At 63.0% G+C, this 25,737-nt stretch carries 26 protein-coding genes and 1 pseudogene; 22 read left to right on the top strand and 5 right to left on the bottom strand.

Going from position 1 to position 25,737, the window contains the following annotated elements; all coding sequences use genetic code 11:
- Positions 1 to 92 precede the first annotated feature (92 nt).
- Entirely contained in the window at positions 93 to 422 is a 330-nt protein-coding gene (gene clpS, locus GGR00_RS01630) for an ATP-dependent Clp protease adapter ClpS (protein ID WP_055977693.1), read from the top strand.
- 8 nt (positions 423 to 430) lie between these two features.
- Positions 431 to 2,902, top strand: a complete 2,472-nt coding sequence (clpA, locus tag GGR00_RS01625; protein WP_055977083.1) for an ATP-dependent Clp protease ATP-binding subunit ClpA — start codon at positions 431 to 433, stop codon at positions 2,900 to 2,902.
- A 39-nt stretch (positions 2,903 to 2,941) separates the two neighbouring features.
- Here the strand turns inward: clpA and GGR00_RS01620 are convergent, their stop codons facing one another.
- A complete protein-coding gene (locus tag GGR00_RS01620) occupies positions 2,942 to 4,192 on the bottom strand; it encodes a GGDEF domain-containing protein (protein ID WP_055977081.1) in 1,251 nt (416 codons plus the stop codon).
- Between the two features lie 173 nt (positions 4,193 to 4,365).
- Here GGR00_RS01620 and GGR00_RS01615 point away from each other — a divergent pair, with 173 nt between their 5' ends.
- The 4 genes from GGR00_RS01615 (at position 4,366) to GGR00_RS01600 (ending at position 7,683) form a co-directional block, all read left to right on the top strand.
- Complete coding sequence (locus GGR00_RS01615; RefSeq protein WP_055977079.1) at positions 4,366 to 5,112, top strand: AzlC family ABC transporter permease; 747 nt, start codon at positions 4,366 to 4,368, stop codon at positions 5,110 to 5,112.
- Positions 5,109 to 5,459: an AzlD domain-containing protein gene (locus GGR00_RS01610; RefSeq protein ID WP_055977076.1), complete on the top strand. Its 351-nt coding sequence runs from the start codon at positions 5,109 to 5,111 to the stop codon at positions 5,457 to 5,459. The genes GGR00_RS01615 and GGR00_RS01610 overlap by 4 nt, the downstream gene beginning before the upstream one ends.
- Positions 5,460 to 5,647: 188 nt before the next feature.
- A complete protein-coding gene (locus GGR00_RS01605) occupies positions 5,648 to 6,550 on the top strand; it encodes a phosphatase PAP2 family protein (RefSeq protein WP_055977074.1) in 903 nt (300 codons plus the stop codon).
- A gap of 23 nt (positions 6,551 to 6,573) precedes the next feature.
- Complete coding sequence (locus tag GGR00_RS01600) at positions 6,574 to 7,683, top strand: phosphatase PAP2 family protein (protein WP_162244933.1); 1,110 nt, start codon at positions 6,574 to 6,576, stop codon at positions 7,681 to 7,683.
- Between the two features lie 6 nt (positions 7,684 to 7,689).
- Here GGR00_RS01600 and GGR00_RS01595 read toward each other — a convergent pair whose 3' ends face one another.
- A complete protein-coding gene (locus GGR00_RS01595) occupies positions 7,690 to 8,124 on the bottom strand; it encodes an HIT family protein (protein WP_055977070.1) in 435 nt (144 codons plus the stop codon).
- Positions 8,125 to 8,212: 88 nt separating this feature from the next.
- Here GGR00_RS01595 and GGR00_RS01590 point away from each other — a divergent pair, with 88 nt between their 5' ends.
- Positions 8,213 to 8,542, top strand: a complete 330-nt coding sequence (locus GGR00_RS01590; protein ID WP_055977068.1) for a DMT family transporter — start codon at positions 8,213 to 8,215, stop codon at positions 8,540 to 8,542.
- 3 nt (positions 8,543 to 8,545) lie between these two features.
- On the opposite strand, the gene GGR00_RS01585 is transcribed toward GGR00_RS01590, so the two are convergent.
- From GGR00_RS01585 to GGR00_RS01575, 3 genes are read right to left on the bottom strand one after another with little or no spacing between them, the layout of a single operon-like run.
- Positions 8,546 to 9,751 carry a GNAT family N-acetyltransferase gene (locus GGR00_RS01585; protein WP_055977066.1) on the bottom strand — a complete coding sequence of 402 codons (1,206 nt, stop codon included), beginning with the start codon at positions 9,749 to 9,751 and terminating at the stop codon, positions 8,546 to 8,548.
- A 40-nt stretch (positions 9,752 to 9,791) separates the two neighbouring features.
- Complete coding sequence (locus tag GGR00_RS01580; protein WP_055977064.1) at positions 9,792 to 10,520, bottom strand: glycerophosphodiester phosphodiesterase; 729 nt, start codon at positions 10,518 to 10,520, stop codon at positions 9,792 to 9,794.
- Between the two features lie 8 nt (positions 10,521 to 10,528).
- Entirely contained in the window at positions 10,529 to 10,993 is a 465-nt protein-coding gene (locus GGR00_RS01575) for a RidA family protein (RefSeq protein WP_055977061.1), read from the bottom strand.
- 143 nt (positions 10,994 to 11,136) lie between these two features.
- Here GGR00_RS01575 and GGR00_RS01570 point away from each other — a divergent pair, with 143 nt between their 5' ends.
- The 15 genes and pseudogenes from GGR00_RS01570 to lpxB all read left to right on the top strand — a co-directional run bounded on the left by GGR00_RS01570 (position 11,137) and on the right by lpxB (position 25,733).
- Positions 11,137 to 11,964, top strand: coding sequence for a cell envelope integrity EipB family protein (locus GGR00_RS01570; protein ID WP_055977058.1), 828 nt, complete (start codon positions 11,137 to 11,139; stop codon positions 11,962 to 11,964).
- A gap of 10 nt (positions 11,965 to 11,974) precedes the next feature.
- Positions 11,975 to 12,247: pseudogene (locus GGR00_RS28225) on the top strand (DUF4031 domain-containing protein); the annotation flags it as partial.
- 370 nt (positions 12,248 to 12,617) lie between these two features.
- Positions 12,618 to 13,400, top strand: a complete 783-nt coding sequence (gene rpsB / locus GGR00_RS01560; RefSeq protein ID WP_055977053.1) for a 30S ribosomal protein S2 — start codon at positions 12,618 to 12,620, stop codon at positions 13,398 to 13,400.
- 121 nt (positions 13,401 to 13,521) lie between these two features.
- Entirely contained in the window at positions 13,522 to 14,442 is a 921-nt protein-coding gene (gene tsf / locus GGR00_RS01555; RefSeq protein ID WP_055977051.1) for a translation elongation factor Ts, read from the top strand.
- A gap of 110 nt (positions 14,443 to 14,552) precedes the next feature.
- Positions 14,553 to 15,275, top strand: a complete 723-nt coding sequence (pyrH, locus tag GGR00_RS01550) for a UMP kinase (protein ID WP_055977048.1) — start codon at positions 14,553 to 14,555, stop codon at positions 15,273 to 15,275.
- Between the two features lie 43 nt (positions 15,276 to 15,318).
- Positions 15,319 to 15,873, top strand: a complete 555-nt coding sequence (gene frr, locus GGR00_RS01545) for a ribosome recycling factor (RefSeq protein ID WP_055977045.1) — start codon at positions 15,319 to 15,321, stop codon at positions 15,871 to 15,873.
- A gap of 12 nt (positions 15,874 to 15,885) precedes the next feature.
- Positions 15,886 to 16,623, top strand: a complete 738-nt coding sequence (locus GGR00_RS01540; protein WP_280137969.1) for an isoprenyl transferase — start codon at positions 15,886 to 15,888, stop codon at positions 16,621 to 16,623.
- Positions 16,624 to 16,634: 11 nt separating this feature from the next.
- A complete protein-coding gene (locus tag GGR00_RS01535) occupies positions 16,635 to 17,465 on the top strand; it encodes a phosphatidate cytidylyltransferase (RefSeq protein ID WP_184697409.1) in 831 nt (276 codons plus the stop codon).
- A 77-nt stretch (positions 17,466 to 17,542) separates the two neighbouring features.
- Positions 17,543 to 18,682, top strand: a complete 1,140-nt coding sequence (gene rseP / locus GGR00_RS01530) for an RIP metalloprotease RseP (protein ID WP_055977039.1) — start codon at positions 17,543 to 17,545, stop codon at positions 18,680 to 18,682.
- 220 nt (positions 18,683 to 18,902) lie between these two features.
- Positions 18,903 to 21,266 carry an outer membrane protein assembly factor BamA gene (bamA, locus tag GGR00_RS01525; RefSeq protein WP_184697407.1) on the top strand — a complete coding sequence of 788 codons (2,364 nt, stop codon included), beginning with the start codon at positions 18,903 to 18,905 and terminating at the stop codon, positions 21,264 to 21,266.
- 67 nt (positions 21,267 to 21,333) lie between these two features.
- On the top strand, positions 21,334 to 22,389 hold the full coding sequence (gene lpxD / locus GGR00_RS01520; protein ID WP_184697403.1) for a UDP-3-O-(3-hydroxymyristoyl)glucosamine N-acyltransferase: 1,056 nt from the start codon (positions 21,334 to 21,336) through the stop codon (positions 22,387 to 22,389).
- Entirely contained in the window at positions 22,382 to 22,846 is a 465-nt protein-coding gene (fabZ, locus tag GGR00_RS01515; protein WP_108608004.1) for a 3-hydroxyacyl-ACP dehydratase FabZ, read from the top strand. Before lpxD ends, fabZ begins: the two co-directional genes overlap by 8 nt.
- 10 nt (positions 22,847 to 22,856) lie before the next feature.
- Positions 22,857 to 23,693, top strand: coding sequence for an acyl-ACP--UDP-N-acetylglucosamine O-acyltransferase (lpxA, locus tag GGR00_RS01510; protein ID WP_184697401.1), 837 nt, complete (start codon positions 22,857 to 22,859; stop codon positions 23,691 to 23,693).
- Positions 23,680 to 24,573, top strand: a complete 894-nt coding sequence (locus tag GGR00_RS01505) for an LpxI family protein (RefSeq protein WP_184697398.1) — start codon at positions 23,680 to 23,682, stop codon at positions 24,571 to 24,573. The genes lpxA and GGR00_RS01505 overlap by 14 nt, the downstream gene beginning before the upstream one ends.
- Positions 24,570 to 25,733 carry a lipid-A-disaccharide synthase gene (gene lpxB / locus GGR00_RS01500; RefSeq protein WP_184697395.1) on the top strand — a complete coding sequence of 388 codons (1,164 nt, stop codon included), beginning with the start codon at positions 24,570 to 24,572 and terminating at the stop codon, positions 25,731 to 25,733. Before GGR00_RS01505 ends, lpxB begins: the two co-directional genes overlap by 4 nt.
- Positions 25,734 to 25,737: the final 4 nt, after the last annotated feature.

Genomic DNA, 25,737 nt, shown 5'->3' with positions numbered 1-25,737 from the left:
TGACACCTACATGACGAGGTGTGTCGGAATTGATGAAGGGCAGAACCAGATTGACGACCGGCTTGGAGGCCACACGGCTCGACGTGGCGCGGATGCAGAACGGTGACGAGGGCGGCAACGGTCCAGGCCGAGGCACGGCGGTCATCACCCGTACGAAGACCAAGACCAAACGGCCGAGCCTCTATCGCGTACTTATCCTCAACGACGATTATACCCCGATGGAATTCGTCGTGCATGTGCTCGAACGCTTCTTCCAGAAGGACAGGGAGGCCGCTACCCGCATCATGTTGCATGTCCATAACCATGGCGTCGGCGAATGCGGGATCTACACTTTCGAAGTGGCCGAGACCAAAGTGTCCCAGGTCATGGATTTCGCCAGACAGAATCAGCATCCGCTGCAATGCGTGATGGAGAAGAAGTGAGGTATTGAATGCCGGCTTTCTCCCAAGGCCTCGAAAAGGCGCTGCACCAGGCGCTGACGCTCGCCAATGAGCGTCACCACGAATATGCAACGCTCGAGCATCTGCTGCTCGCCCTCATCGACGACACCGAAGCGGCCGCCGTCATGCGCGCCTGCAACGTCGACCTCGACGAGCTCAAGCAGACCGTACTGACCTATATCGATACCGAACTGGACAATCTCGTCACCGGTTACGACGAGGATTCCAAGCCGACCGCCGGTTTCCAGCGCGTCATCCAGCGCGCGGTGATCCATGTGCAGTCGTCCGGCCGCGAGGAAGTGTCGGGCGCCAACGTGCTCGTCGCCATCTTCGCCGAGCGCGAAAGCCACGCCGCCTATTTCCTGCAGGAACAGCAGATGACCCGTTACGACGCGGTCAACTACATCTCGCACGGTATCGCCAAGCGGCCCGGCGCCACCGAGACCCGTGCGCCGCGCGGTGCGGACGAGGAGCAGCACGGCTCGAACGGCGAGGCAGGCGAGGAGACCGGCAAGGGCAAGAAGCAGCAGGACGCCCTGACGGCCTATTGCGTCAATCTCAACACCAAGGCACGCGCCGGCAAGATCGACCCGCTGATCGGCCGCGAGTCCGAAATCAACCGCACCATCCAGGTGCTGTGCCGCCGCTCGAAGAACAACCCGCTCTATGTCGGCGATCCCGGCGTGGGCAAGACGGCCATCGCCGAGGGCCTTGCCAAGCGCATCGTCGAAGGTGACGTGCCTGAGGTGCTCGAGGATGCCACCATCTTTGCGCTCGACATGGGCACGCTGCTCGCCGGCACGCGATATCGCGGCGACTTCGAGGAGCGCCTGAAGCAGGTCGTCAAGGAGCTTGAGGAGTATCCGGGCGCGGTCCTGTTCATCGACGAGATACACACCGTCATCGGTGCGGGTGCGACGTCGGGCGGCGCGATGGATGCGTCCAACCTGCTCAAGCCGGCGCTGTCGTCGGGTGCCATCCGCTGCATCGGTTCGACCACCTACAAGGAGTTCCGCCAGTTCTTCGAAAAGGACAGGGCGCTCGTCCGCCGCTTCCAGAAGATCGACGTCAACGAGCCGACTGTCGACGACGCCATCGAGATCATGAAGGGCCTCAAGCCCTATTATGAGGACTTCCACAAGGTGAAGTTCACCAACGAGGCGATCAAGGCCGCGGTGGAGCTTTCGGCGCGCTACATCAACGACCGCAAGCTGCCCGACAAGGCGATCGACGTGATCGACGAGACCGGTGCGTCGCAGATGCTCCTGCCGGAAGGCAAGCGCAAGAAGACCATCGGCATCAAGGAGATCGAGGCGACGATCGCCACCATGGCCCGCATCCCGCCGAAGACGGTTTCGGCCGACGACGAGAAGGTGCTGGCCGGCCTCGAGGTCGAGCTCAAGCGCGTGGTCTATGGTCAGGACACCGCGATCACCGCCTTGTCCTCGGCGATCAAGCTGGCCCGTGCCGGCCTGCGCGAACCGGAAAAGCCGATCGGCTCGTACCTGTTCTCCGGCCCGACCGGCGTCGGCAAGACCGAAGTGGCAAAGCAGCTCGCTTTGTCGCTCGGCGTCGAACTGATCCGCTTCGACATGTCGGAGTACATGGAACGCCACACGGTCAGCCGCCTGATTGGCGCGCCTCCCGGCTATGTCGGCTTCGACCAGGGTGGTCTGCTGACCGACGGCGTCGACCAGCATCCGCACTGCGTGCTGTTGCTCGACGAGGTCGAGAAGGCCCATCCGGATCTGTTCAACATCCTGTTGCAGGTCATGGACCACGGCAAGCTGACCGACCACAACGGCAAGCAGATCGACTTCCGCAATGTGATCCTGATCATGACCACGAATGCGGGCGCCTCCGATATGGCCCGGGCCGCTATCGGCTTCGGCTCGTCCAAGCGCGAGGGCGACGACATGGAAGCGATCAACCGGCTGTTCTCGCCGGAGTTCCGCAACCGTCTCGATGCCATCATTCCGTTCGGCTCGCTGCCAGTGCCGGTGGTGCATCAGGTCGTGCAGAAGTTCGTCATGCAGCTGGAGACGCAGCTCTCCGAGCGTGGCGTCACCTTCGATCTGTCGGAAGAGGCGATCGCCTGGCTGGCCGAGAAGGGCTACGACGAGCGCATGGGTGCGCGTCCGCTCGGCCGCGTCATCCAGGAGCACATCAAGAAGCCGCTGGCCGACGAGGTGCTGTTCGGCAAACTCAGGAAGGGCGGCACGGTGCGTGTCACCGTCGAGAAGAAGGAAACCGGCGAGACCGGCCTGAAGCTCGAGACCCTGGCCGACGAACTGCCGGTCAAGCCGAAGAAGGAAGAGCCGGCCGACCGTCCGAAGCTCAAGAAGGCGGCGGCCAAGAAGCCGGTCGCCAAGAAGGCTGTGGCGCAGAAGCCGAAGTCCGACCCCAAGGGCAAGGATGGCGGCAAGCGCAGCCTGGTTCCACAATTGCCCCGAAAGGGTTGATTGCAAACGAAGAAGCCCCGGAGACGGGGCTTCTTTTTATCAGCCGGCAGGCGCGCTCTCGACGCGGTTTCGCCCCTGTCTCTTGGCGCTGTAGAGACGCGCGTCGGCATCCCTGATCATTCGCTCCGTCGACACCGGACCGCCATCCGCGGTGGTCACGCCGATGCTGACGGTGGCGCGCACGCCGGCTTCGACAAAGGTGGTGGCCTCGACATTGGCGCGCAGCCGCTCGGCCAGCGTTGCCGCATCGGCTCTGTCCAGGTCATGGCAGATGGCTACGAATTCCTCACCGCCGTAGCGGAACAGGCGGTCGCCGCTGCGCAGCGAGCCTCCGAGCGAGCGCGCGACATCCTTCAGGACGTTGTCGCCGGTCACATGGCCGTGCTGGTCGTTGATGTTCTTGAAATGATCGATGTCGATCATCAACAGGCTGACGGGTTTGCCCTCGGCCAAGGCCCGGTCGATCAGCGACTGGGCGAGGGCCTCGAACTGGCCGCGATCGCTCGTGCCGGTCAGCATGTCCTTGCCGGTCTTCTGCAGCAGGTCCTCGTAGCGGTGGCGGAAGGTCAGGCGGTCGAAGACCTGGAGCAGGGGTTCGGGTCCGGCCAGGGTTGGCTTGGTCTCGATGTAGCGGAGGTAGCCCACGAGCAGTGCGCTGTAGAGCGCTGCCACTGCCATCTTGGCGATCCAACCTCCATACAGCGCGCTGACCGGCACGCCGGAGACCAGGTGAAGCCCGATGAAGAACATCAACTGGTCGATGGTCAGTACGATCGCGGCGCTGAGGAAGATGCGCCTGAACAGCGTATTGGCGATGCGCTGCCCGAGCTTTTCGTAGATCAGGATGAGGGCGATGCTGTCGAGGAACAGCAATGCCGTGCCCCAGATCATCAGGATACCCATGTCGTCGAGGAAGGTGAGGTCCGGCCGATAGCCCGGCAGTTCGGCGACGCCGCCATAGAGGCGCAGGATCAGCGCCAGGACCACCATCAGGCAGTTGCCGACGAGCAGCCCGTAGATGGGTTGCCGAACGGTTTCCGCGTCCTCCTTGATGTAGAGCAGCAGGAACATCATCAACTTGCCGGAGAACATCACGGTCGAGCCGGGCGAAATCAGCCCGAATGGCAATTGCACGAAGAAGACAGCCGCGAGATAGGTCTCGAGGAAGTGCATCACGCCCAGGACGCAGACGAAGATGCCGATGCCGAACTGGTGGCGCGCACGGAACACAGCAGCCATGGTGACGAAATAAATGACCGCCTGCAGAATGAGCAGAAGTGCACCTGTCATGGTCCGGCCGTTCCTCCCGCCCTCACTACGTCTAGCTACACATTCGCCGTGGCCAAATGGTTAAGGAAACCTCTTCGCCCGCCGGATTTGATGCGCCTGTGAGCGCAGCCGTGATGCATCTGGCCGCCCTGGGCCGCTGACTTGGCGGGAAAGCCATGCTATGCGCGTCGGCAATGCCCGCTGACGACGCTTCTCCCATTCCGGATTTTTCGATACGCCGCCTCTGGTACCTGCGTGGCGTCCGGGCCGCATTCTCGGTTCCCGGCCTCATCCTGGCCAGCGCCTTCATCGGCTTTGCCGGTCTAGCCAAGGAAGCGGGGCTGACGCTGGTGCAGACGGTATTCATGGTTGGCATGGTCTGGGCCTTGCCGGCCAAGGTGGTGCTCGTCGGCGCCATCCTGTCGGGGACATCGCTGCCAGCCGCCGCCTTCGCCGTGGCGTTGTCGTCCATCCGGCTGGCGCCAATGGTGGTGGCCCTGGTGCCCGAAATGCGCGGGCCGAGAACACCGCGCTGGGTGCTCTATTTCCTGTCGCATTTTGTGGCTGTCACCTCATGGGTGCTGGCCATGGAGCGGCTGCGTGGCATCCCGCGCGACGTCCGCACCAGCTATTATGCCGGGCTCGGCTCGACGCTGGTGCTCGTCAACATGGTTGTCGTGGGCGTTGTCTATGTCCTGGCCGACAGCTTGCCGCCGGTGGTGTCGGCAGCCCTTTTCCTGCTCACGCCGATGTATTTCCTGACCTCGTTGTGGGGATCGGCGCGCGAGCGGGCAGGGCATGTGGCGATGGCCATCGGCCTCGTCCTCGGGCCGTTGCTGCATCTCGTTGTTCCCGGCTTCGACCTGCTCGGTGCCGGGCTGATCGGTGGCAGCATCGCCTTCGCCTTTCATCTGCTCTCGCGGCGGAGAGCCAAGCGATGACCTTCGATGCGCTCGACACCTGGTGGTGGCCGTTCCTGTTCATCCTCGTCGGCGGCTGGCTTGCCACCGACGCCTGGCGCTTCCTCGGCGTCTATCTCGGCGACCGCATCTCCGACGATTCCGATCTTCTGGTGCTTGTGCGGGCTCTGGCCACGGCGCTGGTCGCCGCCGTCATCGGCAATCTGATCGTCTTCCCGAGCGGCGCCTTGGCCGACATGTCGCTCGCCCTGCGCCTCGGCGCAGCCGCCGGCGGTTTTCTTGCCTATCTCTGCCTCGGCCGTAAGGTGCTGGTGGGCATCGTCGCGGCGGAGGTGATCCTGCTGGCGGGGTTGTGGATTTGGCGCTGAAATCGCGGGTGCGACTTCAGCGCGATTTGGCGTCGATCCGCTGTCGCAGGTTGTGGATTCACGTCAACTTAACCGCTGTTTCCTAACCTGCCGGCCTGCCGCGGGTTAGGGCGAGGGGCATGACTGATTTTCAAGCGACGTCGACGCATGTGCCCTTGCGGGCTTCGAGGCTCGACAGGCAACTTGTAATGAAGATCGCGATTATTATCGCGGTCTTGCTCACTGATGTTGCGTGGATTGCCGGAACCGATTTCCAGTTCGACATGGCTAGCGCGGCCAAGGCCGCCGTTGTGACGGTCGTGCTTGTCTCGGTCGCCTGGTTCTATCGGGTCAAGCGGCCGATGAAGCGGTTCGAGGTGCTTTGCACGGAAACCGCTGTCTTGTTGGTATTTTCGACCTCGGCAGCCGTGTTCAGCACCTTGATGACGTCCACCAACCTGCCGACGACCGACGATCAATTGATGGCCTTCGATGCGGCCATGGGATTTGACTGGTTGTCTTATGTCGGCTTCGTCAACGAGCGGCCGTGGCTCGGAAATCTGTCATCGATCGTCTACATAACGACGCTGACCCAGGTCGCGCTTACCGTAGTGGCCCTCGGCTTGATCGGCAAGATCGTGCGCGTTCAGCGTTTTGTCCTTGCCGTGATGCTGGGCGCGCTGACCTGCATCGTGATTTCGGCGATCTTGCCGGCGGCCGGGGCGCTCGGCACCATTCGTCCTCCGGTCGAATTCACGATGATGAACAATCCGATCGTCGACCTTGAGTACAAGCAGGCGTTTTTCGATCTCCGCAATGGCCTGGGGCGCTTCATCTCGCTTGACGAACCGCGCGGTCTCATTGCCTTCCCATCCTACCATGCCACGCTTTCGGTGCTCATCATTCTGGCATTTGTCGGCGTGCGCCTTTGGTTCTGGCCCGTGCTCGTGCTCAATATCGCAGTGATCCTTTCCACTCCGGTGGACGGTGGCCATCACTTGGCTGACATCGTCGGGGGGATTGTCGTGGCGGGGATGGTGTGGCTCGCTGCGGGTAGGATTCAGGATAGAAGTCGGCTTAGCAGCTCTTCTCCGGCGGTTTTCGAACGATGAACCAGTGTCGCGCACAAGATGCAATGGTTGAAACTGGCGCTCTCGGTTTTCGACCGATCCGCAATGCCACGAATTTACTTGGTCAGCTGTTTGCGGCTCTCAAGCTAAATGCTCGGGTCCAAGGTGTGCTGTTGGTGGCATCGGCGCTGGTCGTCGCAGCACGACTTGTGCTTTTGCCGGACGCCGTGGCAATGATCTCTGCGACTTGGCTGCAAAGCTTGCGCCCTTTCATTGCATCGTGGGCCATCGCCATATCCTTCTACCTTTTGCTAAAGACCGTCCGGACAGGATCGTTGTCGGTAAGTTTTGGTTTTATTTGGTCGGATGTTCTCACGTGGAGAAACGTAATCGTTGCCGTTCCTGCTGCCCTGTCGCTAGGTATGGTAATGAATTCATTTAGTCATTTCAAATCCAACATCCCGGAGCTTAATCCTTATTACCTAGATATTGTCTTGGCGTATGTAGATCGCTCAATCCACTTCGGAATTGATCCATGGCAGGTCTCTGGCTACGTTTTCAAATATGGCGTGGCAACGTTTATTTTGGACAAGATTTATTATCTCTGGTTTTTCGCGATTTACATTCCCACAGCAATTGTCATCGGCATGCCCGACCGCTTTGGAATCCGCCATCAGTTCCTGCTGAGCTACGTTTTTGTCTGGGGCATCCTCGGCATCGTCGGCGCGACCGCGATGTCTTCCGTCGGCCCGATCTACTATGACAGGGTCTATGGCGGTCCGTCGCCCTTCACCGATCTGGTGCTGAATCTGGAGCACGTCGACAGTGCCTGGAGCTTGACCACCATGCAGGTGCGGGAGGTGCTCTGGGGCGCCTATGTCAACGATGCCGCAACGGTCATTTCAGGCATTTCGGCGATGCCGTCCATCCACAACGCCATGTGTGTGCTGCTGTTTCTGGCGGCGCGCCACGTCAATCGCTGGCTGGCCGTGGCGGCCGCGGTGTTTGGATTGACCATCTTCGTCGGATCGATCCACCTGGGATGGCACTATGCCATCGACGCTTACGTTTCTGCGATCGGCGTCATCCTGCTTTGGAAGCTTGCAGGCTATCTCACCGGCGATGCGGCCATGCGGTGCGTCAAGCGCGCCGCAACTGTCGATGCGCTGGCGTAGACTGCCTCAGCCTGTGCCCAGCGCGGCCCTGACCTTCTCTGCATTTGCCGCCAGCACCTCCGGCTTTTCCATCACGCCGCTGTGCGGCTTGAGCGCCACGCCTTCGAAGCGCGGTACGATGTGGACGTGCAGGTGGAAGACGGTCTGGCCGGCTGGCTCCTCGTTGAACTGGGTGACGATCACGCCATCGGCGGCGAATGCCGTCATGACAGCCCGTGCGACCTTCTGGACGACGGCCATGAGCTTGGCGAGCGTTGCCGGATCGGCGTCGAGCAGGTTGCGCGACGGCGTTTTCGGCACCACCAGCGTGTGGCCGGTGCCTTGCGGCATTACGTCCATGAAGGCGATGACGTCGTCGTCCTCGTAGACCCGGTGCGAGGGGATTTCGCCGCGCAGGATCTTGGCAAAGATGTTGTTTGGATCGTATTCGACGCTCGGCATGGCCTATCCCGTTTGATGCGGTTTCGTGGTGGATGTTTCGGCGCTGGTGTCGCCAACGTCAAGACGCGAGAGGCCGAGAGGAGCAGAGTTGACCTATATCTATCTGATCATCGCGGTGGCGTTCGAGGTCGTCGCCACCTCGGCGCTCAAGGAAACAAACGGGTTCACCAGGCTGCTGCCGTCGCTCGTCACGGTCGCGGGGTATGCCGCTGCGTTCTACTTCCTGTCACTGGTCCTGAAGGTGATGCCCGTCGGGATCGTCTACGCCATGTGGTCGGGGGCCGGGATCGTCTTTATCACCGCGATCGCCTGGGTGTGGTTCCGCCAGTCGCTCGACCTGCCGGCGCTGCTTGGCATCGGCCTGATCATGGCCGGCGTCATCGTCATCAACCTGTTCTCAAAATCGGTCGCGCACTGAAATTCAGCCGCGGCGGAACGGGCCGTGATCGTCGAGATAGTCGCCGATCTCGGCCACTTCCCGCCGTTCGCGCTCGAGATAGTCGCCCACGGCGCGCCGCAGCCCGGGGTGGACGATGTAGTGGGCCGACTGGGTCGTGACAGGGCGATAGCCGCGCGCCAGCTTGTGCTGGCCCTGGGCGCCAGCTTCGACGACCGCCAGCTTGCGCTCGATGGCGAAGTCGATGGCTTGGTGGTAACAAACCTCGAAATGCAGGAAGGGGTGGTCCTCTATGCAGCCCCAGTTGCGGCCATAAAGCGTGTCCGAGCCGATGAAATTGATGGCGCCGGCGATGTAGCGGCCACCGCGCCTGGCCATGACCAGCAGCACGTCGTCGGCCATGCGCTCGCCGACCAGCGAGAAGAACTTGCGGTTGAGGTAGGGACGCCCCCACTTGCGGCCGCCTGTGTCCATGTAGAAGGCGTAGAAATCGTCCCAATGCGCTTCGGTGATGTCGCGGCCGGTCAGTCGCTCGATCGAAATGCCTTCGGCGAGAGCCTCGCGCCGCTCCTTCTTCAGTGCCTTGCGCTTGCGCGACGCCAGGGTGGCCAGGAAATCGTCGTAGCTCGCAAAGCCTTCATTGATGAAGTGGAACTGCTGGTCGGTGCGACGCAGGAAGCCGGTGGCTTCGAGGATGTCGACCTCATCCGCCTCGGCGAAGGTGACGTGAGCCGACGACACGCCGACACCGTCGGCGACGCTTCTCAGCGCCGTTGCCAAGGCCGACTTGGCTTGCTCCGCACCGGCGCCGCTGACGGTCAGCAGGCGGGGGCCGGTCGCCGGTGTAAACGGCACCGAGGCCTGGAGCTTGGGGTAGTAGCGGCCGCCGGCCCGCTCGAAGGCATCGGCCCAGCCGTGGTCGAAGACGTATTCGCCCTGGCTGTGCGACTTGGCGTAACAGGGCAGCGCTCCGAGAAACGTGCCGTCTGCGTTCTCGAGACGGAGATGATGTCCCTGCCAGCCGGTCTTCGTGACGGCGCAGCCGGACTCTTCAATGATCGTCAGGAAATCGTATGAAACGAAGGGATTGTACCGACTTCCTGATGTCGTCTTGGAAGTGCCGGAAAGGCTGTTCCACTCGTCGCGGCTGAACTCGCCGATGCTTGAGACGACGCGGACGGCGTAACCGCCATCCGCATTCTTCGCCCCGGCATCGTTCGCAGTGCTCATGCGCTTTTACTTACGTTCGAAAGCTGGGGATGCAAGGGCCTCAGGCAACCGAAGCTGCATCCGGTTCAAATCCCTCGAACGTCATCTGGTCGGCCCGCGCAAAGGTGGTCCTCACCGCCTCCTCGTCGCGTACCGTCCAGGTGATGACGGGCATGGCGAGTTTTTCGCGGACGAAGCTGACGAAGCGGTTGGGCAGGTGGGTGACACTGTAGGAGACAAACGAAATGCCATGCGCCAGCATCGAGAAATGCGCCTCCAACTCATGATCCTGGTCGCCCCAGGCGGTCAGGCCGCTGGGGATGCCGGGCGCATGCCTGGAGAAGTCGCGGATCAGCCAGTGATCGAAGGACATGATCGCAGCTTTGCCCTTGTAGTTGCGCAAGGCGGCCGCCACCCGTTCGACGAGTTCGGCATCGTGCCCGGGGATGCCCTTGAGTTCGATCACCAGGGGGACACGGCCGTCGACGAGCCTAAGCAGTTCGGCGAGGGTAGGGACATGGTCGGCGGTGCCGCCGACGCGCAGCGCAGCCAGTTCACCCGCGGTCCGCTGCCAGATGTAGCCGTTGGTGCCCGTCAGCCGGTCCAGCGAATTGTCGTGGAAGACGACGACATCGCCGTCGGCGCTCAGATGCACGTCGCATTCGATGGCGTAGCCGCGCGCGGCTGCGCGTTCGAACGCCGAAAGCGTGTTCTCCCAGCAGGTCTTGTTGACGTCGTGCAGGCCGCGATGGGCGATCGGGCGGGCGGTCAGCCATGAAAGATCGGTCATAGGTCGGTTCACTCGGTCTCGATGATGGCTTCGATCTCGACTGCGGCATTGAGCGGCAGGCAGGCGACGCCGACGGCCGAGCGTGCATGCTTGCCGCGCTCGCCGAGGGCCGCGACGAGGAAATCGGAAGCGCCGTTGGCGACTAGATGCTGGTCGGTGAAATCGGACGACGAGGCGACGAAGACCGTGATCTTGACCAGCCGGCGGATCTTTTCGAGATCGCCGAGTGCTGCCTTGGCCTGGGCCAGGATGTTGACGGCGCACTGCCTGGCCGCTTCCTTGGCGGCGTCGGTGTCGACCTCGCGGCCCACCAGGCCGGAGGCCAGCAGCTTGCCGTCCTTGAGCGGCAACTGGCCGGCGGTGAAGACGAAATTGCCGCTGGTCATGAACGGCACGTAGTTGGCGGCCGGCGCTGCGGCTGCGGGCAGGGTGACCCCGAGATCGCCCAGCCGCTTTTCGATTGTTTCGCCCATTGTCTTTCCTTATCTCTGTGTCTCTGGTGGCAGGTGAGGCCGCGCCGAAAGTGCTATGTTTGCCTCGCTTCCGCCACGACTTTTTTTAAGGTGGACCATCATTCAAGGCGGCCTGACATGGCCGCGCCGATCGGAGCCAGTGTATGCGCGCAGCGCGCCTTGTTTTTCTTGCCAGCCTGTCCACCTCAGCGCTTTCGCTGGCGCCGGCTTTTGCCGCTCCGGTGCTCGCGCCCCATCGCGCGGTCTATGACCTGGTGCTCGACAAGGCCTCGGACCGGTCGGGAATCACCGGCCTTTCCGGCCGCATGGTCTACGAGTTCAATGGCTCCGCCTGCGAGGGCTATACGGTCAAGTTCCGGTTCGTCACCCAGATCGCGACCAGCGACAACACGCGGCTGACGGACCAGCAGACGACGACCTTCGAGGATGGCGAGGGCAAGACCTTCTCCTTCGTGACCAAATCCTTCGTCGATCAGAACCTCGACAAAGAGGTCAAGGGTACGGCGACCATCGAGGCGACCGGTCTCAAGGTGGCGCTGGAAAAGCCCGAGGCCGGCTCCGTCGACCTCGCCAAGACCCAGTTCCCGACCCAGCATCTGGTCGAACTGATCGAGAAGGCCGAGAAGGGCGAGACCTTCTACGAGACCAGCCTGTTCGACGGCTCCGAGGATGCCGACAAGGTGATGACGACCACCGTGATCGTGGGCAAGAAGAGCGAGGCACCGGAAGCCGACCCGGAGCGTCCGGCGCTCGCCGGCCTCGCCAAGGACAAGTACTGGCCCGTCGACATTGCCTATTTCGACGAAAGCAAGGGCGGCGGCGAAGAAGTGCCGGAATACCGCATCAGCTTCAAGCTGCACGAGAATGGCCTGACGCGCGATCTGGTCATGGACTACGGCGACTTCTCGATGACCGGGAAGCTGGTCAATCTGTCGCTGTTTCCGGCACCGCAAGCCGAATGCAAGCCGTAAGCAGGCATTCGTGGCGGTCTATGTCGATGCGGCAATCTGGAAGTGGGTGGGCCATCGCTGGTGCCACCTGCTTGCCGACGACACCGACCAGCTGCATCGCTTTGCCGCCCAACTCGGGCTGAAACGGTCCTCCTATCAGGGTCCGCCCAAGACGTCGGCCCCGCACTACGACATCACCGGCTTCGAGCGGGATCGCGCGGTGCGCCTGGGAGCTGTCGAATGCAGCCGCGAAGAGATCGTCGCCGTGTTCCGCCGTGTCCGGGTGCGCGACTTCAAACGGCGACAGCCGAAACCGGTGAAGCAAGAGACGAGGCAGGACGAGCAGGGCGTCTCCCGCTGGGCCGCCGGCAGTTGATCGGGACCCTGCGAGAGCCCGCGACGATCGGGATCGATTCCCGAGCGTGAAGCTTGAGGCGCAGTTCCCGGGAGCTCGTCTTGAGCCTCCAGTCGCGCGCAAAGCCTCGATTTGCGCAGCTTTCGGGCCCCTCTCGGGGTTGCGCTCGCCAGGCAATACGTCTATATGCCGCCGCATTCCACACACGGACTCAGGTTTCTGCCCGGGAGAAATCCGGCTGAGACCCCCCGGTGGCGTTTCGAGCAATCTCGCGAAAAGCGTCATGGTCCGTGGAGGCTAACCGGATAAGGAAAAAACGATGGCACTGCCTGATTTCAGCATGCGCCAGCTTCTTGAAGCTGGTTCTCACTTCGGCCACCAGACCCACCGCTGGAACCCGAAGATGGCGCCCTACATCTATGGCGCCCGCAACAACATCCACATCATCGACCTCAGCCAGACCGTGCCGCTGCTGCACCAGGCGCTGAAGCAGATCTCGGACACCGTTTCGCGCGGCGGCCGCGTCCTCTTCGTCGGCACCAAGCGTCAGGCTTCGGACATCGTCGCCGATGCCGCACAGCGTTCGGCCCAGTACTACGTCAACTCGCGTTGGCTCGGCGGCATGCTGACCAACTGGAAGACGATCTCGAATTCGATCCAGCGCCTGCGCAAGCTCGACGAGTTGCTGGCTGGCGAAGCCCAGGGCTTCACCAAGAAGGAGCGCCTGAACCTCGAGCGCGAGCGCGAGAAGCTGGACAAGGCCCTCGGCGGCATCAAGGACATGGGCTCGACGCCGGACCTGATGTTCGTCATCGACACCAACAAGGAAGCGATCGCCATCCAGGAAGCCAAGCGTCTTGGCATTCCGGTCGTCGCGATCATCGACTCCAACTGCGACCCGGACAAGATCGACTTCCCGATCCCGGGCAATGACGACGCTGCCCGCGCCATCCAGCTCTACTGCGACCTGGTCGCCAAGGCTGCGATCGACGGCATCGCCCGTCAGCAGGGTTCGCTCGGCGTCGACATCGGCGCATCGGCCGAAGTTCCGGTTGAGCCTGCGCTCGACGCGGCTCCGACGACCGAAACGCCGCAGGCGTAATCGCGAAGGCCGGGCAACCTGCCTTCCTTTTCAGGATTGGGCGCACCTCGCGCCGGCGTTCGGCGCATCATCGAACCCTCGGTGGTGCGCTCGCGCATTTTGAAGCAAAGAGGCCACCACAATGAGCATTTCGGCAGCACAGGTTAAAGAACTCCGCGAACTGACGGGCGCGGGCATGATGGATTGCAAGGCGGCTCTCAACGAGACCGGCGGCGACATGGAAGCCGCAGTCGACTGGCTGCGCAAGAAGGGCATCTCCAAGGCCGACAAGAAGGCTGGCCGCACGGCTGCCGAAGGCCTGATCGGCGTCGACGCCGGCGTGCGCGAAGCTGTCGTCGTCGAGGTCAACTCGGAGACCGACTTCGTTGCCCGCAACGCGGCCTTCCAGGAGATCGTCAACAACGTCGCCAAGGTCGCGCTGGCTTACGGCAATACCGAGGCTGTTGCCGCCGCCAAGTATCCGGGTTCGGACAAGTCGGTCGCCGACACCATCAAGGATGCCGTCGGCACCATCGGCGAGAACATGAGCTTCCGCCGTTCGGCCAAGCTTTCGGTCTCGGAAGGCGTCGTCGCCACCTACGTGCACAACTCGGTTGTCGACAATCTCGGCAAGCTCGGCGTTCTGGTCGCCATCGAGACGACCGGCAACCATGATGCGGCCCGTGCCTTTGCACGCCAGGTCGCCATGCACGTTGCCGCGACCAATCCGCTGGCCCTGACCCCCGACGAGGTCGATGCGACCCATGTCGAGCGTGAAAAGGCGATCTTCGCCGACCAGGCTCGCGAGTCGGGCAAGCCGGAGAACATCATCGAGAAGATGGTCGAAGGCCGCATGCGCAAGTTCTACGAGGAAGTCGTTCTGCTGAAGCAGGCCTTCGTGCTCAACCCCGACCTGACGGTCGAGGCGGCACTCAAGGACGCCGAGAAGCAGATCGGCGCGCCGGCCAAGATCACCGGCTACATCCGTTTCGCGCTCGGCGAGGGCATCGAGAAGGAAGAAAGCGACTTCGCAGCCGAAGTTGCCGCAGCCGTTAAGGGCTAAAAAGTAGCGCTGCATCAAGCGCTTCCTGAGGATAGCCGAAGGGCGCCGCGTGACATCGCGGCGCCCTTCGTGTATCGGAACTCCCGATCTCCAACAGCCGCGAGGAACTCATGACCGACAAGCCGCTCTACCGGCGCGTACTGCTTAAGGCGTCGGGCGAGGCCCTGATGGGCGAGCAGCATTTCGGCATCGATGTATCGGTGGTCGACCGCATCGCTTCCGACATTGCCGAGGCGAGGGCGCTCGGCGTCGAGGTTGGCGTGGTCATCGGCGGCGGCAACATTTTCCGCGGCGTGGCCGTCGCCTCCAAGGGCGGCGACCGGGTCACGGGCGACCACATGGGCATGCTCGCCACCATCATCAATTCGCTGGCGCTGCGGACATCGCTCCACAAGCTTGGCGTCGATGCCGTCGTGCTGTCGGCGATCGCCATGCCGGAACTCTGCGAAAGCTTCTCGCAGCGCCAGGCAACGGCCTACATGGATGCCGGCAAGGTCGTGATCTTCGCTGGCGGCACGGGCAATCCGTTCTTCACCACCGATTCGGCAGCAGCGTTGCGCGCAGCCGAGATCGGCGCCGATGCGCTGTTCAAGGGCACCCAGGTCGACGGTGTCTATTCGGCAGATCCCAAGAAGGACCCGGCCGCGACGCGTTTCGAGCGCATCACGCATAAGGAAGTCATCGCCCAGGGGCTGTCGATCATGGATACGGCGGCAATTGCCCTTGCGCGCGAAAACAACATTCCGATAATCGTCTATTCGATCCATGAAAAAGGCGGTTTCGGCGAAATATTGAAGGGTGGCGGTCGCTGCACGGTTGTTGCGGACGCCTGACAATTGGAACGATGGCCCCGGAACCGGGACCAAGGAGACTGCTATGAGCACCGATTACAACGACCTTCAGCGCCGCATGGAAGGCGCCATCAACGCGTTCAAGCATGATCTTGCTTCGCTGCGCACGGGCCGGGCCTCGAGCAACCTTCTCGATCCGATCCAGGTGCAGGCCTATGGTTCGGCCATGCCGCTCAACCAGGTGGCGACTGTGTCGGTGCCGGAGCCGCGCATGATCTCGGTCTCGGTGTGGGACAAGTCGATGGTCGGGGCGGTCGATCGCGCCATCCGCGAATCGAATCTCGGCTTCAATCCGATCGTCGACGGCACCAACCTGCGCATTCCGCTGCCGGAGCTCAACGAGCAGCGCCGCAAGGAACTGGTCAAGATCGCCCACACCTATGCCGAGAACGCCAAGGTGGCGACGCGCCACGTGCGCCGCGATGGCATGGAAGCGTTGAAGAAGGCAGAGAAGGACGGCGACATCAGCCAGGACGACCAGCGCGTCCAGTCCGAAAAGGTCCAGAAGCTGACCGACGACACGATCAACCAGATCGACAGCTTGCTTGCAGGCAAAGAAGCCGAGATCATGCAAGTCTAAGCCAAGCAGAGGCTGGCCGAAAGCGAACGGATGACTACGCCCGCGCATGTCGCGATCATCATGGATGGCAATGGCCGTTGGGCGAAGGCCCGGGGCCTGCCGCGCGTTGCGGGGCATCGGGCCGGCGTCGAGGCGCTGCGCCGCACCGTTCGTGCCGCCGCCGACCTCGGCATTTCCTGGCTGACGGTCTACGCGTTCTCTTCGGAAAACTGGTCGCGGCCCAAGTCCGAGGTCACCGATCTCATGGGCCTGCTCAAGATCTTCATTCGCCGCGATCTGGCCGAACTCCACAACAGCGGCGTGCGGGTGCGCATCATCGGCGACCGCGCGACGCTGCAGCCGGACATTCGCTGCCTGCTCGAGGAAGCCGAGACGCTGACCGCCGGCAACGAGTCGCTGACGCTGGTGATCGCCTTCAACTATGGCGGGCGCGACGAGATCTCGCGTGCCGCGAGCCGGCTGGCGGAAGCGGTCAAGCGCGGCGAGCTCTCGAGCGAGGAAATCACGCCGGAGTTGTTTGCCGAAAACCTCGATACCGCAGGCATACCCGATCCCGACCTGGTGATCCGCACCAGCGGCGAGGTCAGGCTTTCCAATTTCCTGCCCTGGCAGTCGGCCTATAGCGAGCTGGTGTTCCAGCCCTGCTACTGGCCGGATTTCAATCGCGACCATCTTGCCGACGCCTTGCGCGAATATACCGGCCGCGAGCGCCGCTTCGGCGGGCTTGCCACTCGCGACGTCGCTTTGTGACGGCGGAGCGCATGAGCAATCTCCAGCTTCGGACAATCTCGGCAATCGTGCTTGCGGCAGCGGTGCTCGGCCTGACCTGGGTGGGCGGCCTGCCGTTTCGCTTGCTGTCGGCGACAATCGTTCTCGCCATATTCTTCGAATGGTCGGCCATGTCGCGACCCAGGACCGATTCGGCCTGGGCGATGGGTGGCCTCGGCATCCTGCCTGAAGTCGCGGTCCTGCTGTTTGCCGGTGCGCTCGTCGCCGGCGTGCCGGCGCTTGCCCTGATCGGCCTGGTGGCCGTCTTCACGCTGATTCTCTGGATCGTGGGAAGGATGCGGGGGGTGGCGGCATGGGAAGCCGCCGGATTCGGCTACGCGGCACTCTCCGGCCTGTCGCTGGCGCTGCTGCGCGGCAATGACGCATCCGGTCTGGTCGCCATCCTGTTCCTGTTCGCGGTCGTCTGGGCGACCGACATCTTCGCCTATTTCGTCGGCCGCAAGGTTGGCGGGCCGAAGCTCGCGCCTGCCATCTCACCCGGCAAGACGCGCAGCGGCGCGCTTGGCGGAGTCGTTGGCGGCGTCGTGGCCGGGCTTTTGCTCGCAGGCAGCGCCGGCAGTGGCAATCTTCCGCTGCTGGCAGCGGTCGCGCTGTTGCTTTCGGTCATTTCCCAGGCAGGTGACCTGTTCGAATCCTGGGTCAAGCGCCGGCATGGATACAAGGACTCAGGCTCGCTGATTCCCGGTCATGGCGGCGTCATGGACCGGGTCGACGGGCTTGTCGCGGCGGCATTTGCCCTATACGTCATCGGCTGGTTGTCCGGTTCGGCCGATCATCCGGCGCAGGGGCTGTTTCCAGCCTGAGCGGCGAAGCGCGGCGCAAGCGTCGGGCAAGGCAAGTCGGCTCGAATGGGCTCGATGGTACTGGTTGAGGACTTGATTTGAACGAGTATCTTCCCGCCTTCCTGAGCACGGACGGCCTTTTGATCGGCACCATCGTGCCGTTCCTGTTCGTGCTGACCATCGTCGTGTTCGTGCACGAGATGGGCCATTATCTCGTCGGCCGCTGGTGCGGCATCGGCGTGAAGGCCTTCTCGATCGGATTCGGCCCGGAATTGCTCGGCTTCAACGACCGCCGCGGCACGCGCTGGAAGCTCTGCGCGATACCGCTGGGCGGCTACGTCAAGTTTGTCGGCGACATGAGCGTCACCAGCAGGCCGGACAGCGCCGAGGACGACAGTCTCAGCGCGTCTGAGCGCAAGATAGCCTTCCACACGCAGCCGGTGTGGAAACGTGCCGCAACCGTGGTTGCAGGTCCGCTGTTCAATTTCCTCCTGACGATTGCGGTCTTTACCGTGCTGTTTTCGGCCTATGGCCGCTACGTCATGGAGCCGACGGTGGCGGAGGTGAGGGCGGCAAGCCCGGCCGCCAACGCCGGCATCCTGCCCGGCGACCGATTCGTCAGCGTCGATGGCAAGCCGGTGGAAACCTTCTCCGACGTCCAGCGCCTGGTGTCCGGCCGTGGCGGCGATGCGATTGCCTTCGTGATGATGCGCGACGGCAAGGAGATCGCGCTGACGGCGACGCCGGAAATGATGGAGCAGAAGGATGCCCTCGGCAATTCGGTCAAGGTGGCCGTCATCGGGGTGGTCAACAATGAGGAGCTGGGTCAGCCGCGGCTGATCAGCTACAGCCCGGGCGGGGCCTTCGTCCAGGCGGTTGCCGAGACCGGCCACATCATCCAGCGGACCGGTCAGTTCCTGAAGCGTTTCGTGGTCGGTCGCGAGGACAAGTGTCAGCTCGGCGGACCGGTCAAGATCGCCGACATGGCAGGCAAGGCGGCCCAGCTGGGCTTCATGTGGCTGGTTCAATTGGTGGCTTTGTTGTCTGTCGGAATCGGCTTTCTTAACCTATTGCCGATTCCTCCGCTGGACGGCGGCCACTTGGCATTCTATGCCGTCGAGGCAGTGATCCGGCGTCCCGTTTCGGAACGGGCAATGGAAGCGGTCTATCGTGTGGGGATGATTCTGGTTCTTGCCTTCATGGGCTTCGTTTTCTGGAACGACCTGTTCGGCTGCTGAAATCATGAAGAAATTTGGGACGGGCAGGGGGCCCGTTGAGGGAGCGTTTACCATCCGGGGCGATATGAGTGACGCGAAAGTCACGCTCGCAGGGTAAGTAAATACAAATTAACTAGAAGCCTTGCGTGTAGGGAAAATCCGGTTATTACGGTACGGGAAATTTACCGCGACGTCCGGTTTTCTCGCCGTGGGGACTTCGAGAAAAAGGTTATAAAGCCCGATGAAGGCAGCATTGAAGTTTGCGAGCGCCGCGTCCGCGGTAGCTCTGTCCGCCGCACTGGCCGTTCCTGGCGCCGTGGCGGTCCAGTTTGTTGCCGTGTCCGCCGCCGAGGCGGCTGTGGTCAACCGGGTCGAGGTGCGCGGTAACCAGCGCGTCGATGCGGACACCGTTCGCAACTACATCTCGATCAAGCCCGGCAAGTCGTTCTCGAACGCCGATATCGACGAGGCAGTGAAGGCGCTGTTCGGCAGCGGCCTGTTCTCCGACGTCCGCATCAACCAGGTCGGCTCGACCCTGGTCGTCCAGGTCTCCGAATACCAGGTCGTCAACAACGTGCTGTTCCAGGGCAACAAGAAGCTCAAGGACGCGGCACTCGGTGGTGCCGTACAGCTCAAGCCGCGCGGTGCGTTCTCGCAGGCGGCGCTCGAAGCTGACGCCCAGGCGATCAAGGAAGCCTACAAGCGTGTCGGTCGTGACGACGTCACCGTTGGCACCAATGTCATGGATCTCGGCGAAAACCGCGTCAACGTGGTGTTCGAGATCAACGAAGGCGGCCGCACCAAGATCGCCGCCGTCAACTTCGTCGGCAACGACGCCTATGGCGACCGCCGCCTCGCTGATGTCATCTCGACCAAGCGTTCGTCGTTCCTGTCGTTCATGCTGCGCGACGACATCTATGACGAGGATCGTCTGCGCGCCGATGAAGAGGCGCTGCGCCGCTTCTACTTCAATCGCGGTTACGCCGACTTCCAGGTCGTTTCCGCCTTTGGCGAACTCGACGAAGCCACGAACCAGTACACCATCACCATCACCGTTGACGAAGGCCAGCGCTACACGTTCGGCGACGTCACGGTCGAGAGCACGATCCCCGAGGTCGACGGCGCGACGCTGCAGTCGCTGGTCGAGACGCGCAAGGGCGATGTCTACAGCGCCAAGGACGTCGAGGATTCGATCATCGCGATCACCGAAAACGTTGCCGGCAAGGGCTATGCCTTCGCCAAGGTAACGCCGCGTGGCGACCGCAATTTCGAAAGCCGCACGATCAATGTCGTCTACACCGTCGACCAGGGTGCCAAGGCCTATGTCGAGCGCATTGAGATCCGCGGCAACGAGCGCACCCGCGACTTCGTGATCCGTCGCGAATTCGACGTCAGCGAAGGCGATGCCTTCAACCAGGTGCTCATCCAGCGTGCCAAGAAGCGTCTCGAGGCACTGAACTTCTTCGAGCGCGTCGAAGTTTCGACCGCTCCGGGTTCGCAGCCTGACCAGGTTGTGCTGGTTGTCGATCTGGTCGAGAAGTCGACCGGTGAGTTCTCGATCGGCGCCGGCTATTCGACCGGTGGCGACAACGCCGGCCCGTCGGTGGAAGGCTCGATCACCGAGCGCAACTTCCTCGGCCGTGGCCAGTTCATCAAGTTCTCCGCCGGCGGCGGCAAGAACTCGCGCGACTACAGCTTCTCGTTCACCGAGCCGTATTTCCTCGGTCGCCGTATCGCTGCCGGTTTCGACGTGTTTCGCCAGACGCGCAAGTACGACGAATATGAAAGCGATGTAACGGGTGGCACGATTCGATTCGGCCTGCCGATCACCGACAACATCTCGACGCAACTCGCTTACAATCTTTCTCAGGAAGAGTACGCTATCGATGAGGATTGTTTGACTGGTGGGGTCTACGATAGCGCTAAATGCGATATTTCGCAGGCCATCCGTGACGCCGTCGAAGACAGTCCATGGATCAAGTCGTCGGTCAGCGGCACGCTGGTCTACAATACCATCGACGACATGAAGAACCCGCATGGTGGCATCTATGCCAACTTCACGACGGAAGTGGCCGGTCTCGGTGGCGACGCAAAGTTCGTGAAGGTTACTGGCCGTGCCAGCTACTACCAGACGCTATCGGAAGAGCTCGATATCGTTGGCCTCGTTTCGGCGGGTGGCGGTCACATCCAGGGCTTCGGCGACGACGGCCTGCGTGTCTTCGATCACTTCAAGAACAACGACCGCATGATCCGCGGCTTCAAGTACAACGGCATCGGCCCGTATGATAACGACACCGATGATCACCTCGGTGGCACGACGTATTTCAATGCTTCGGCCGAAGCCCAGTTCCCGATCCCTGTCGTGCCGGAGAGCTTCGGCCTGCGTGGCGCGGTGTTTGCCGACGCAGCGACACTGTATGGCAGCAAGGTCGAAAACGTCACGAATCTGGTCTCGACCGACATGCAGTGGCGTGCCTCCGTGGGTATCGGCCTGCTCTGGGCGTCGCCTTTCGGCCCGCTGCGTATCGACTACGCGGTCCCCGTCCAGAAGGAAGACACCGACGATACGCAGGAATTCAATTTCGGTATCTCGACCCGCTTCTAATCTTGCGGAACGATGCTTCCGGGCCATCCTGGCCCGGAAAGCCCCGGCCTAGCTGGAACAGCAATTCATGACGGATCCGGTATTTTTTGTGCCGTCACGCCGCTATTCGGTTGGCGAGGTGGCCGGGCTTACCGGGGCCGTGCTCGCCGATCCCGGCCATTCCCACATCGAGATTTTTACCATCGCCTCCGCGACCGAAGGTGGCGAGGGCGCGCTGGTGTTTGTCGACGGCAAGCGTAACGCGACATCCCTGGCCACGCTGCATGCGGCTGCGGTTCTTTGCACGCCCGACGTCGTCGGGTTGGTGCCGGCTGGTATCGCCGTTCTCGTGACACCTCGTCCGCAGCAGGCTTTCGCCCGCATCGGCCGTCTGCTTTTCCCTGACGCGGAACGCCCTGTCGGCGCTACCGGCGAGACAGGCATTTCACCTTTTGCGCATGTCGATCCCACCGCCCATGTCGAAGCCGGCGCGGTTGTCGAAGCGGGCGCGGTCATCGGACCGAACGCAGGCGTCGGTGCCGGCACGGTGGTAGCCGCCAATGCGGTGATCGGCCGTTCCTCGCAGATCGGCCGCGACTGCTACATCGGCCCGCATAGCTCGGTCCAGTACGCGCTGGTCGGCAACGGGGTCATCATCCATGCCGGTGCCCGCATCGGCCAGGACGGTTTCGGCTTTGCCGGCGGCGCGCGCGGACCCGAGCGCATTCCCCAGATCGGCCGGGTCATCATCCAGGACAATGTCGAGATCGGCGCCAATTCGACGGTCGATCGCGGCGCGATGGCGGATACGATCATCGGTGAAAACACCAAGATCGACAATCTCGTCCAGATCGCCCACAACGTGCGCATAGGCCGCAATTGCGTCATTGCCGGACTTACGGGTATTTCGGGCTCGGTCGTCGTCGGCGACAATGTCATGATGGGCGGTGGCGTCGGGCTGGCCGATCATCTGACGGTCGGTGCCGGGGCCAGGCTCGCGGCGCGCAGCGGCTTCATGCACGACGTGCCTGCGGGCGAGATCTGGGCCGGCTTTCCGGCCAAGCCGATGAAGGACGCAATGCGCGAGTTCGCATGGCTCAAGAAGATGGCCAAGACAAAGAAGGACGGCGGGGGCAATGACTGACCAGACGACCAAGACGCTCGAATCCGTCGACATCCTCGGCCTGTTCAAGCTTCTGCCGCATCGCTATCCGTTCCTGCTGATCGACCGCATCGTCGATATCGACGGCGACGATTCCGCTGTCGGCATCAAGAACGTCACTTTCAACGAGCCGCACTTCCAGGGCCATTTCCCCGGCCAGCCGGTGATGCCGGGCGTGCTGATCATCGAGGCGATGGCGCAGACCGCCGGTGCGATCTGCCTGCGCCTGGTGGTCGACGAAAGCCCGTCGCTGGTCTACCTGATGACCGTCGACGCTGCCAAGTTCCGCAAGCCGGTCGTGCCTGGCGACCAGCTCAGGATTCATGTCAAGAAAATCAAGAAGCGCGGCAACATCCTCAAATTCGCCTGCGACGCGCAGGTCGATGGCGTCACCGTGGCCGAGGCCGAGGTGGCTGCCATGATGGTGCCGAAGGAATAGCAAGACTTTCATGCAGACCGAAACTTTTATCCATCCCGCCGCCGTCGTTGAAACTGGCGCAAAGCTCGGCGCGGGCGTCCGCATCGGCCCGTTCTGCCATGTCAGCGCCGATGCCGTCATCGGCGACAGGGTCGAACTGATCAGCCATGTCGCCGTCATGGGCGCCACCACCCTTGGTGAAGGCTGCAAGGTTTTCCCGCAGGCGACGCTCGGAGCGGCGCCGCAGAACAACAAGCACAAGGGCGGCCGCACGACGCTCGTCGTCGGCAAGAACTGCACGATCCGCGAAGGCGTGACCATGCATCTCGGCACCGACACCAGCCGCGGCGCGACCACCGTAGGCGACAACGGGCTGTTCCTCGCCTATGCGCACATCGCTCATGACTGCATCGTCGGCGACAACGTCACAATGGCCAATGTCGCGACGCTTGGCGGCCATGTCGAGGTCGGCAACAACGTGACGCTTGGCGGGCTGTGCGCGGTCCACCAGATGACGCGCATCGGCCATCATGCCTTCGCCGGCGGTGCCGCCATCATCGATGGCGACATCATTCCCTACGGCATGGTGATGGGCAACCGCGCGCGCCTGCGCGGGCTCAACGTCATCGGCATGAAACGCTCGGGCCTGCCGCGCGCCGAAATCTTTGCGCTGCGCAAGGCCTACAAGATGATCTTCGATCCCGCACGCGCCGTCGCCGAGAACATTCCGGCCGTCGAGCGCGAGTTCCAGGGCTCGGCCATCGTGCGCGACATGCTCGATTTCATCCAGGCGCGCGGCAAGCGTCATTTCACCGTCCCGCCGCTTCGAAACGCCGTCTCCGACGACGCTGCCGATGACGAAAGCTGAGGGCGGAAAGAGGATAGACCTTTCCGCGACCGACCGGATCGCTGTCGTTGCCGGCAGCGGCCGTCTTCCCGTCAACGTCGCCGACTGCCTGGCCGATGCAGGTCATGCGCCCTTCATCGTCCTGATCGATGGCGAGACCGATCCCGGCACGAGCCTTTGGGGCTATGAAGGCAAGGCGCTGGCGATCGAGCAGTTCGCCTCGCTCGTGCAGCTGCTCAGACGCGAGCGCATCACCCATCTCGTGCTCGCCGGCGGCATCAGCCGCCGCCCGGTCTGGCGCGCCATCCGTCCCAGCGTTCCGCTTTTTCGCATCCTGCCGCGGGCGCTGGCAGGATTGGCGCGCGGCGACGACGGTTTGCTCCGCACATTGGTCTCCCTGATCGAGGACAACGGCATCAAGGTCGTCGGTGCGCATCAGGTCGTGCCGGACCTGCTCGCCACCGAAGGCAGGATTGGTGCGCATGCACCCCAGGATGGCGACTGGGCCGACCTCCGCGCCGGCCTGGAGGCTGCCCGGGCCATTGGGGCTCTCGACATCGGCCAGGCTGCCGTTGCCATTGGCGGGCGTGCCATTGCCCTTGAAGGCATCGAGGGAACCGATCTTCTGCTTGAACGTGTCCGCGACCTGCGTACCAACGGCCGCATCGCCGGCCGCAAGCGCGGCGTGCTGGTCAAGTGCGCCAAGCCCGGCCAGGAAATGCGCGCCGACCTGCCGACCATCGGCCCAGCGACCGTGGACGCGGCCCATGCAGCGGGCCTGGCTGGAATTGGCGTTGAAGCCGGCCGCTCGTTCGTGCTCGATGTCGGCGATGTCGTGGAACGGGCCGACCGGCTCGGCCTGTTCGTCGTCGGCGTCACGGGTGAAAGGGGCAACACGTGACCCAGCCGCCGCTCAAGATCGCCATCGTCGCCGGTGAAGAGTCGGGCGACCTGCTCGGCGCCGACCTGGTGCGGGCGCTGCAGCGGCTGACCGGCCGCGAGGTCCGGCTTGTCGGCACCGGCGGCCGGCATCTGCAGCAGCTCGGGCTTGCGCCGCTGTTCGATGCCAGCGAGATCGCGCTGATGGGGCTGACGGCGATCGTCCGCGACCTGCCGCGCCTGATGCGGCGGATCGGCCAGACGGCGCGGCTGGTGGCTGCGGAGAAGCCGGATTGCCTGATCACCATCGACAGCCCCGATTTTTCGCTGCGCGTGGCCAGCAAGGTACGGGCGCTCGCGCCCCAAATTCCAATCGTGCACTACATCTGCCCGAGCGTCTGGGCGTGGCGGCCGGGCCGCGCCAAGGCGATGAAGCCGCATGTCGACGAAGTGCTGTGCATCCTGCCTTTCGAACCCGCCGAGCTTGCCCGGCTGAACGGTCCCCCAGGCACCTTCGTCGGCCATCGGCTGGTCAGCGATCCCGGTATTGCGGTGGCCGCCGCCATGCAGGAGGGCAAGGGCACGCTTTCGCCGGATCGCGAGAAGACACTCCTGCTCCTGCCGGGATCGCGCCGCAGCGAGGTGCGTGGCCTGATCGGGCCATTTGGTGAGACCGTTTCGATCCTGCGGGCGCGCGGCCATCGCTTGCGCCTGCTGCTGCCGACGGTGCCGCATGTGGCCAGCCTTGTCGAAGACGCCGTCTCTGGCTGGCCGGACAAACCCGAGATCATCCTCGACCCGCAGCGCAAGTGGCAGGCCTTCGGCGAGGCCGACGCGGCCCTGATCGCGTCGGGGACGGTGTCACTGGAGCTTGCACTCGCTGGCGTGCCGATGATGTCGAGCTACAAGCTCGACACCTTCATGCGCATGGTGCAGGGCCTGATCACCATCTGGAGCGCGTCGCTGCCCAATCTCATCGCCGACAGGCCGGTGGTGATCGAAGCCTACAACCAGTATGTGCGGCCGAAATGGATGGCGCGGCACGTCGAGGGCCTGTTCGACGACACCGGCCTCAGGCGCTGGCAGAAGGACGGCTTCGCCGAGATCATCAGGCGCATGGCGACCGATCGCCCCTCCGGCGAACTTGCAGCCGAAGCCGTCCTCAAACACATCGCAAAATGAAAAA

This window comes from Aminobacter aganoensis (genome assembly GCF_014206975.1).
GTDB lineage: Bacteria > Pseudomonadota > Alphaproteobacteria > Rhizobiales > Rhizobiaceae > Aminobacter > Aminobacter aganoensis.
Note: the sequence above shows the minus strand (reverse complement) of the source record. Positions and strands in the feature narration are given on the sequence as shown.

What these genes read in the sequence shown, in the direction of transcription:
- clpS (WP_055977693.1), top strand. Translation starts at nt 93, where the DNA reads ATGCAGAACGGTGACGAGGGCGGCAACGGTCCAGGCCGAGGCACGGCG.
- clpA (WP_055977083.1), top strand. Translation starts at nt 431, where the DNA reads ATGCCGGCTTTCTCCCAAGGCCTCGAAAAGGCGCTGCACCAGGCGCTG.
- GGR00_RS01620 (WP_055977081.1), bottom strand. Translation starts at nt 4,192, where the DNA reads ATGACAGGTGCACTTCTGCTCATTCTGCAGGCGGTCATTTATTTCGTC.
- GGR00_RS01615 (WP_055977079.1), top strand. Translation starts at nt 4,366, where the DNA reads ATGCCCGCTGACGACGCTTCTCCCATTCCGGATTTTTCGATACGCCGC.
- GGR00_RS01610 (WP_055977076.1), top strand. Translation starts at nt 5,109, where the DNA reads ATGACCTTCGATGCGCTCGACACCTGGTGGTGGCCGTTCCTGTTCATC.
- GGR00_RS01605 (WP_055977074.1), top strand. Translation starts at nt 5,648, where the DNA reads ATGAAGATCGCGATTATTATCGCGGTCTTGCTCACTGATGTTGCGTGG.
- GGR00_RS01600 (WP_162244933.1), top strand. Translation starts at nt 6,574, where the DNA reads ATGGTTGAAACTGGCGCTCTCGGTTTTCGACCGATCCGCAATGCCACG.
- GGR00_RS01595 (WP_055977070.1), bottom strand. Translation starts at nt 8,124, where the DNA reads ATGCCGAGCGTCGAATACGATCCAAACAACATCTTTGCCAAGATCCTG.
- GGR00_RS01585 (WP_055977066.1), bottom strand. Translation starts at nt 9,751, where the DNA reads ATGAGCACTGCGAACGATGCCGGGGCGAAGAATGCGGATGGCGGTTAC.
- GGR00_RS01580 (WP_055977064.1), bottom strand. Translation starts at nt 10,520, where the DNA reads ATGACCGATCTTTCATGGCTGACCGCCCGCCCGATCGCCCATCGCGGC.
- GGR00_RS01575 (WP_055977061.1), bottom strand. Translation starts at nt 10,993, where the DNA reads ATGGGCGAAACAATCGAAAAGCGGCTGGGCGATCTCGGGGTCACCCTG.
- GGR00_RS01570 (WP_055977058.1), top strand. Translation starts at nt 11,137, where the DNA reads ATGCGCGCAGCGCGCCTTGTTTTTCTTGCCAGCCTGTCCACCTCAGCG.
- rpsB (WP_055977053.1), top strand. Translation starts at nt 12,618, where the DNA reads ATGGCACTGCCTGATTTCAGCATGCGCCAGCTTCTTGAAGCTGGTTCT.
- tsf (WP_055977051.1), top strand. Translation starts at nt 13,522, where the DNA reads ATGAGCATTTCGGCAGCACAGGTTAAAGAACTCCGCGAACTGACGGGC.
- pyrH (WP_055977048.1), top strand. Translation starts at nt 14,553, where the DNA reads ATGACCGACAAGCCGCTCTACCGGCGCGTACTGCTTAAGGCGTCGGGC.
- frr (WP_055977045.1), top strand. Translation starts at nt 15,319, where the DNA reads ATGAGCACCGATTACAACGACCTTCAGCGCCGCATGGAAGGCGCCATC.
- GGR00_RS01535 (WP_184697409.1), top strand. Translation starts at nt 16,635, where the DNA reads ATGAGCAATCTCCAGCTTCGGACAATCTCGGCAATCGTGCTTGCGGCA.
- bamA (WP_184697407.1), top strand. Translation starts at nt 18,903, where the DNA reads ATGAAGGCAGCATTGAAGTTTGCGAGCGCCGCGTCCGCGGTAGCTCTG.
- lpxD (WP_184697403.1), top strand. Translation starts at nt 21,334, where the DNA reads ATGACGGATCCGGTATTTTTTGTGCCGTCACGCCGCTATTCGGTTGGC.
- fabZ (WP_108608004.1), top strand. Translation starts at nt 22,382, where the DNA reads ATGACTGACCAGACGACCAAGACGCTCGAATCCGTCGACATCCTCGGC.
- lpxA (WP_184697401.1), top strand. Translation starts at nt 22,857, where the DNA reads ATGCAGACCGAAACTTTTATCCATCCCGCCGCCGTCGTTGAAACTGGC.
- GGR00_RS01505 (WP_184697398.1), top strand. Translation starts at nt 23,680, where the DNA reads ATGACGAAAGCTGAGGGCGGAAAGAGGATAGACCTTTCCGCGACCGAC.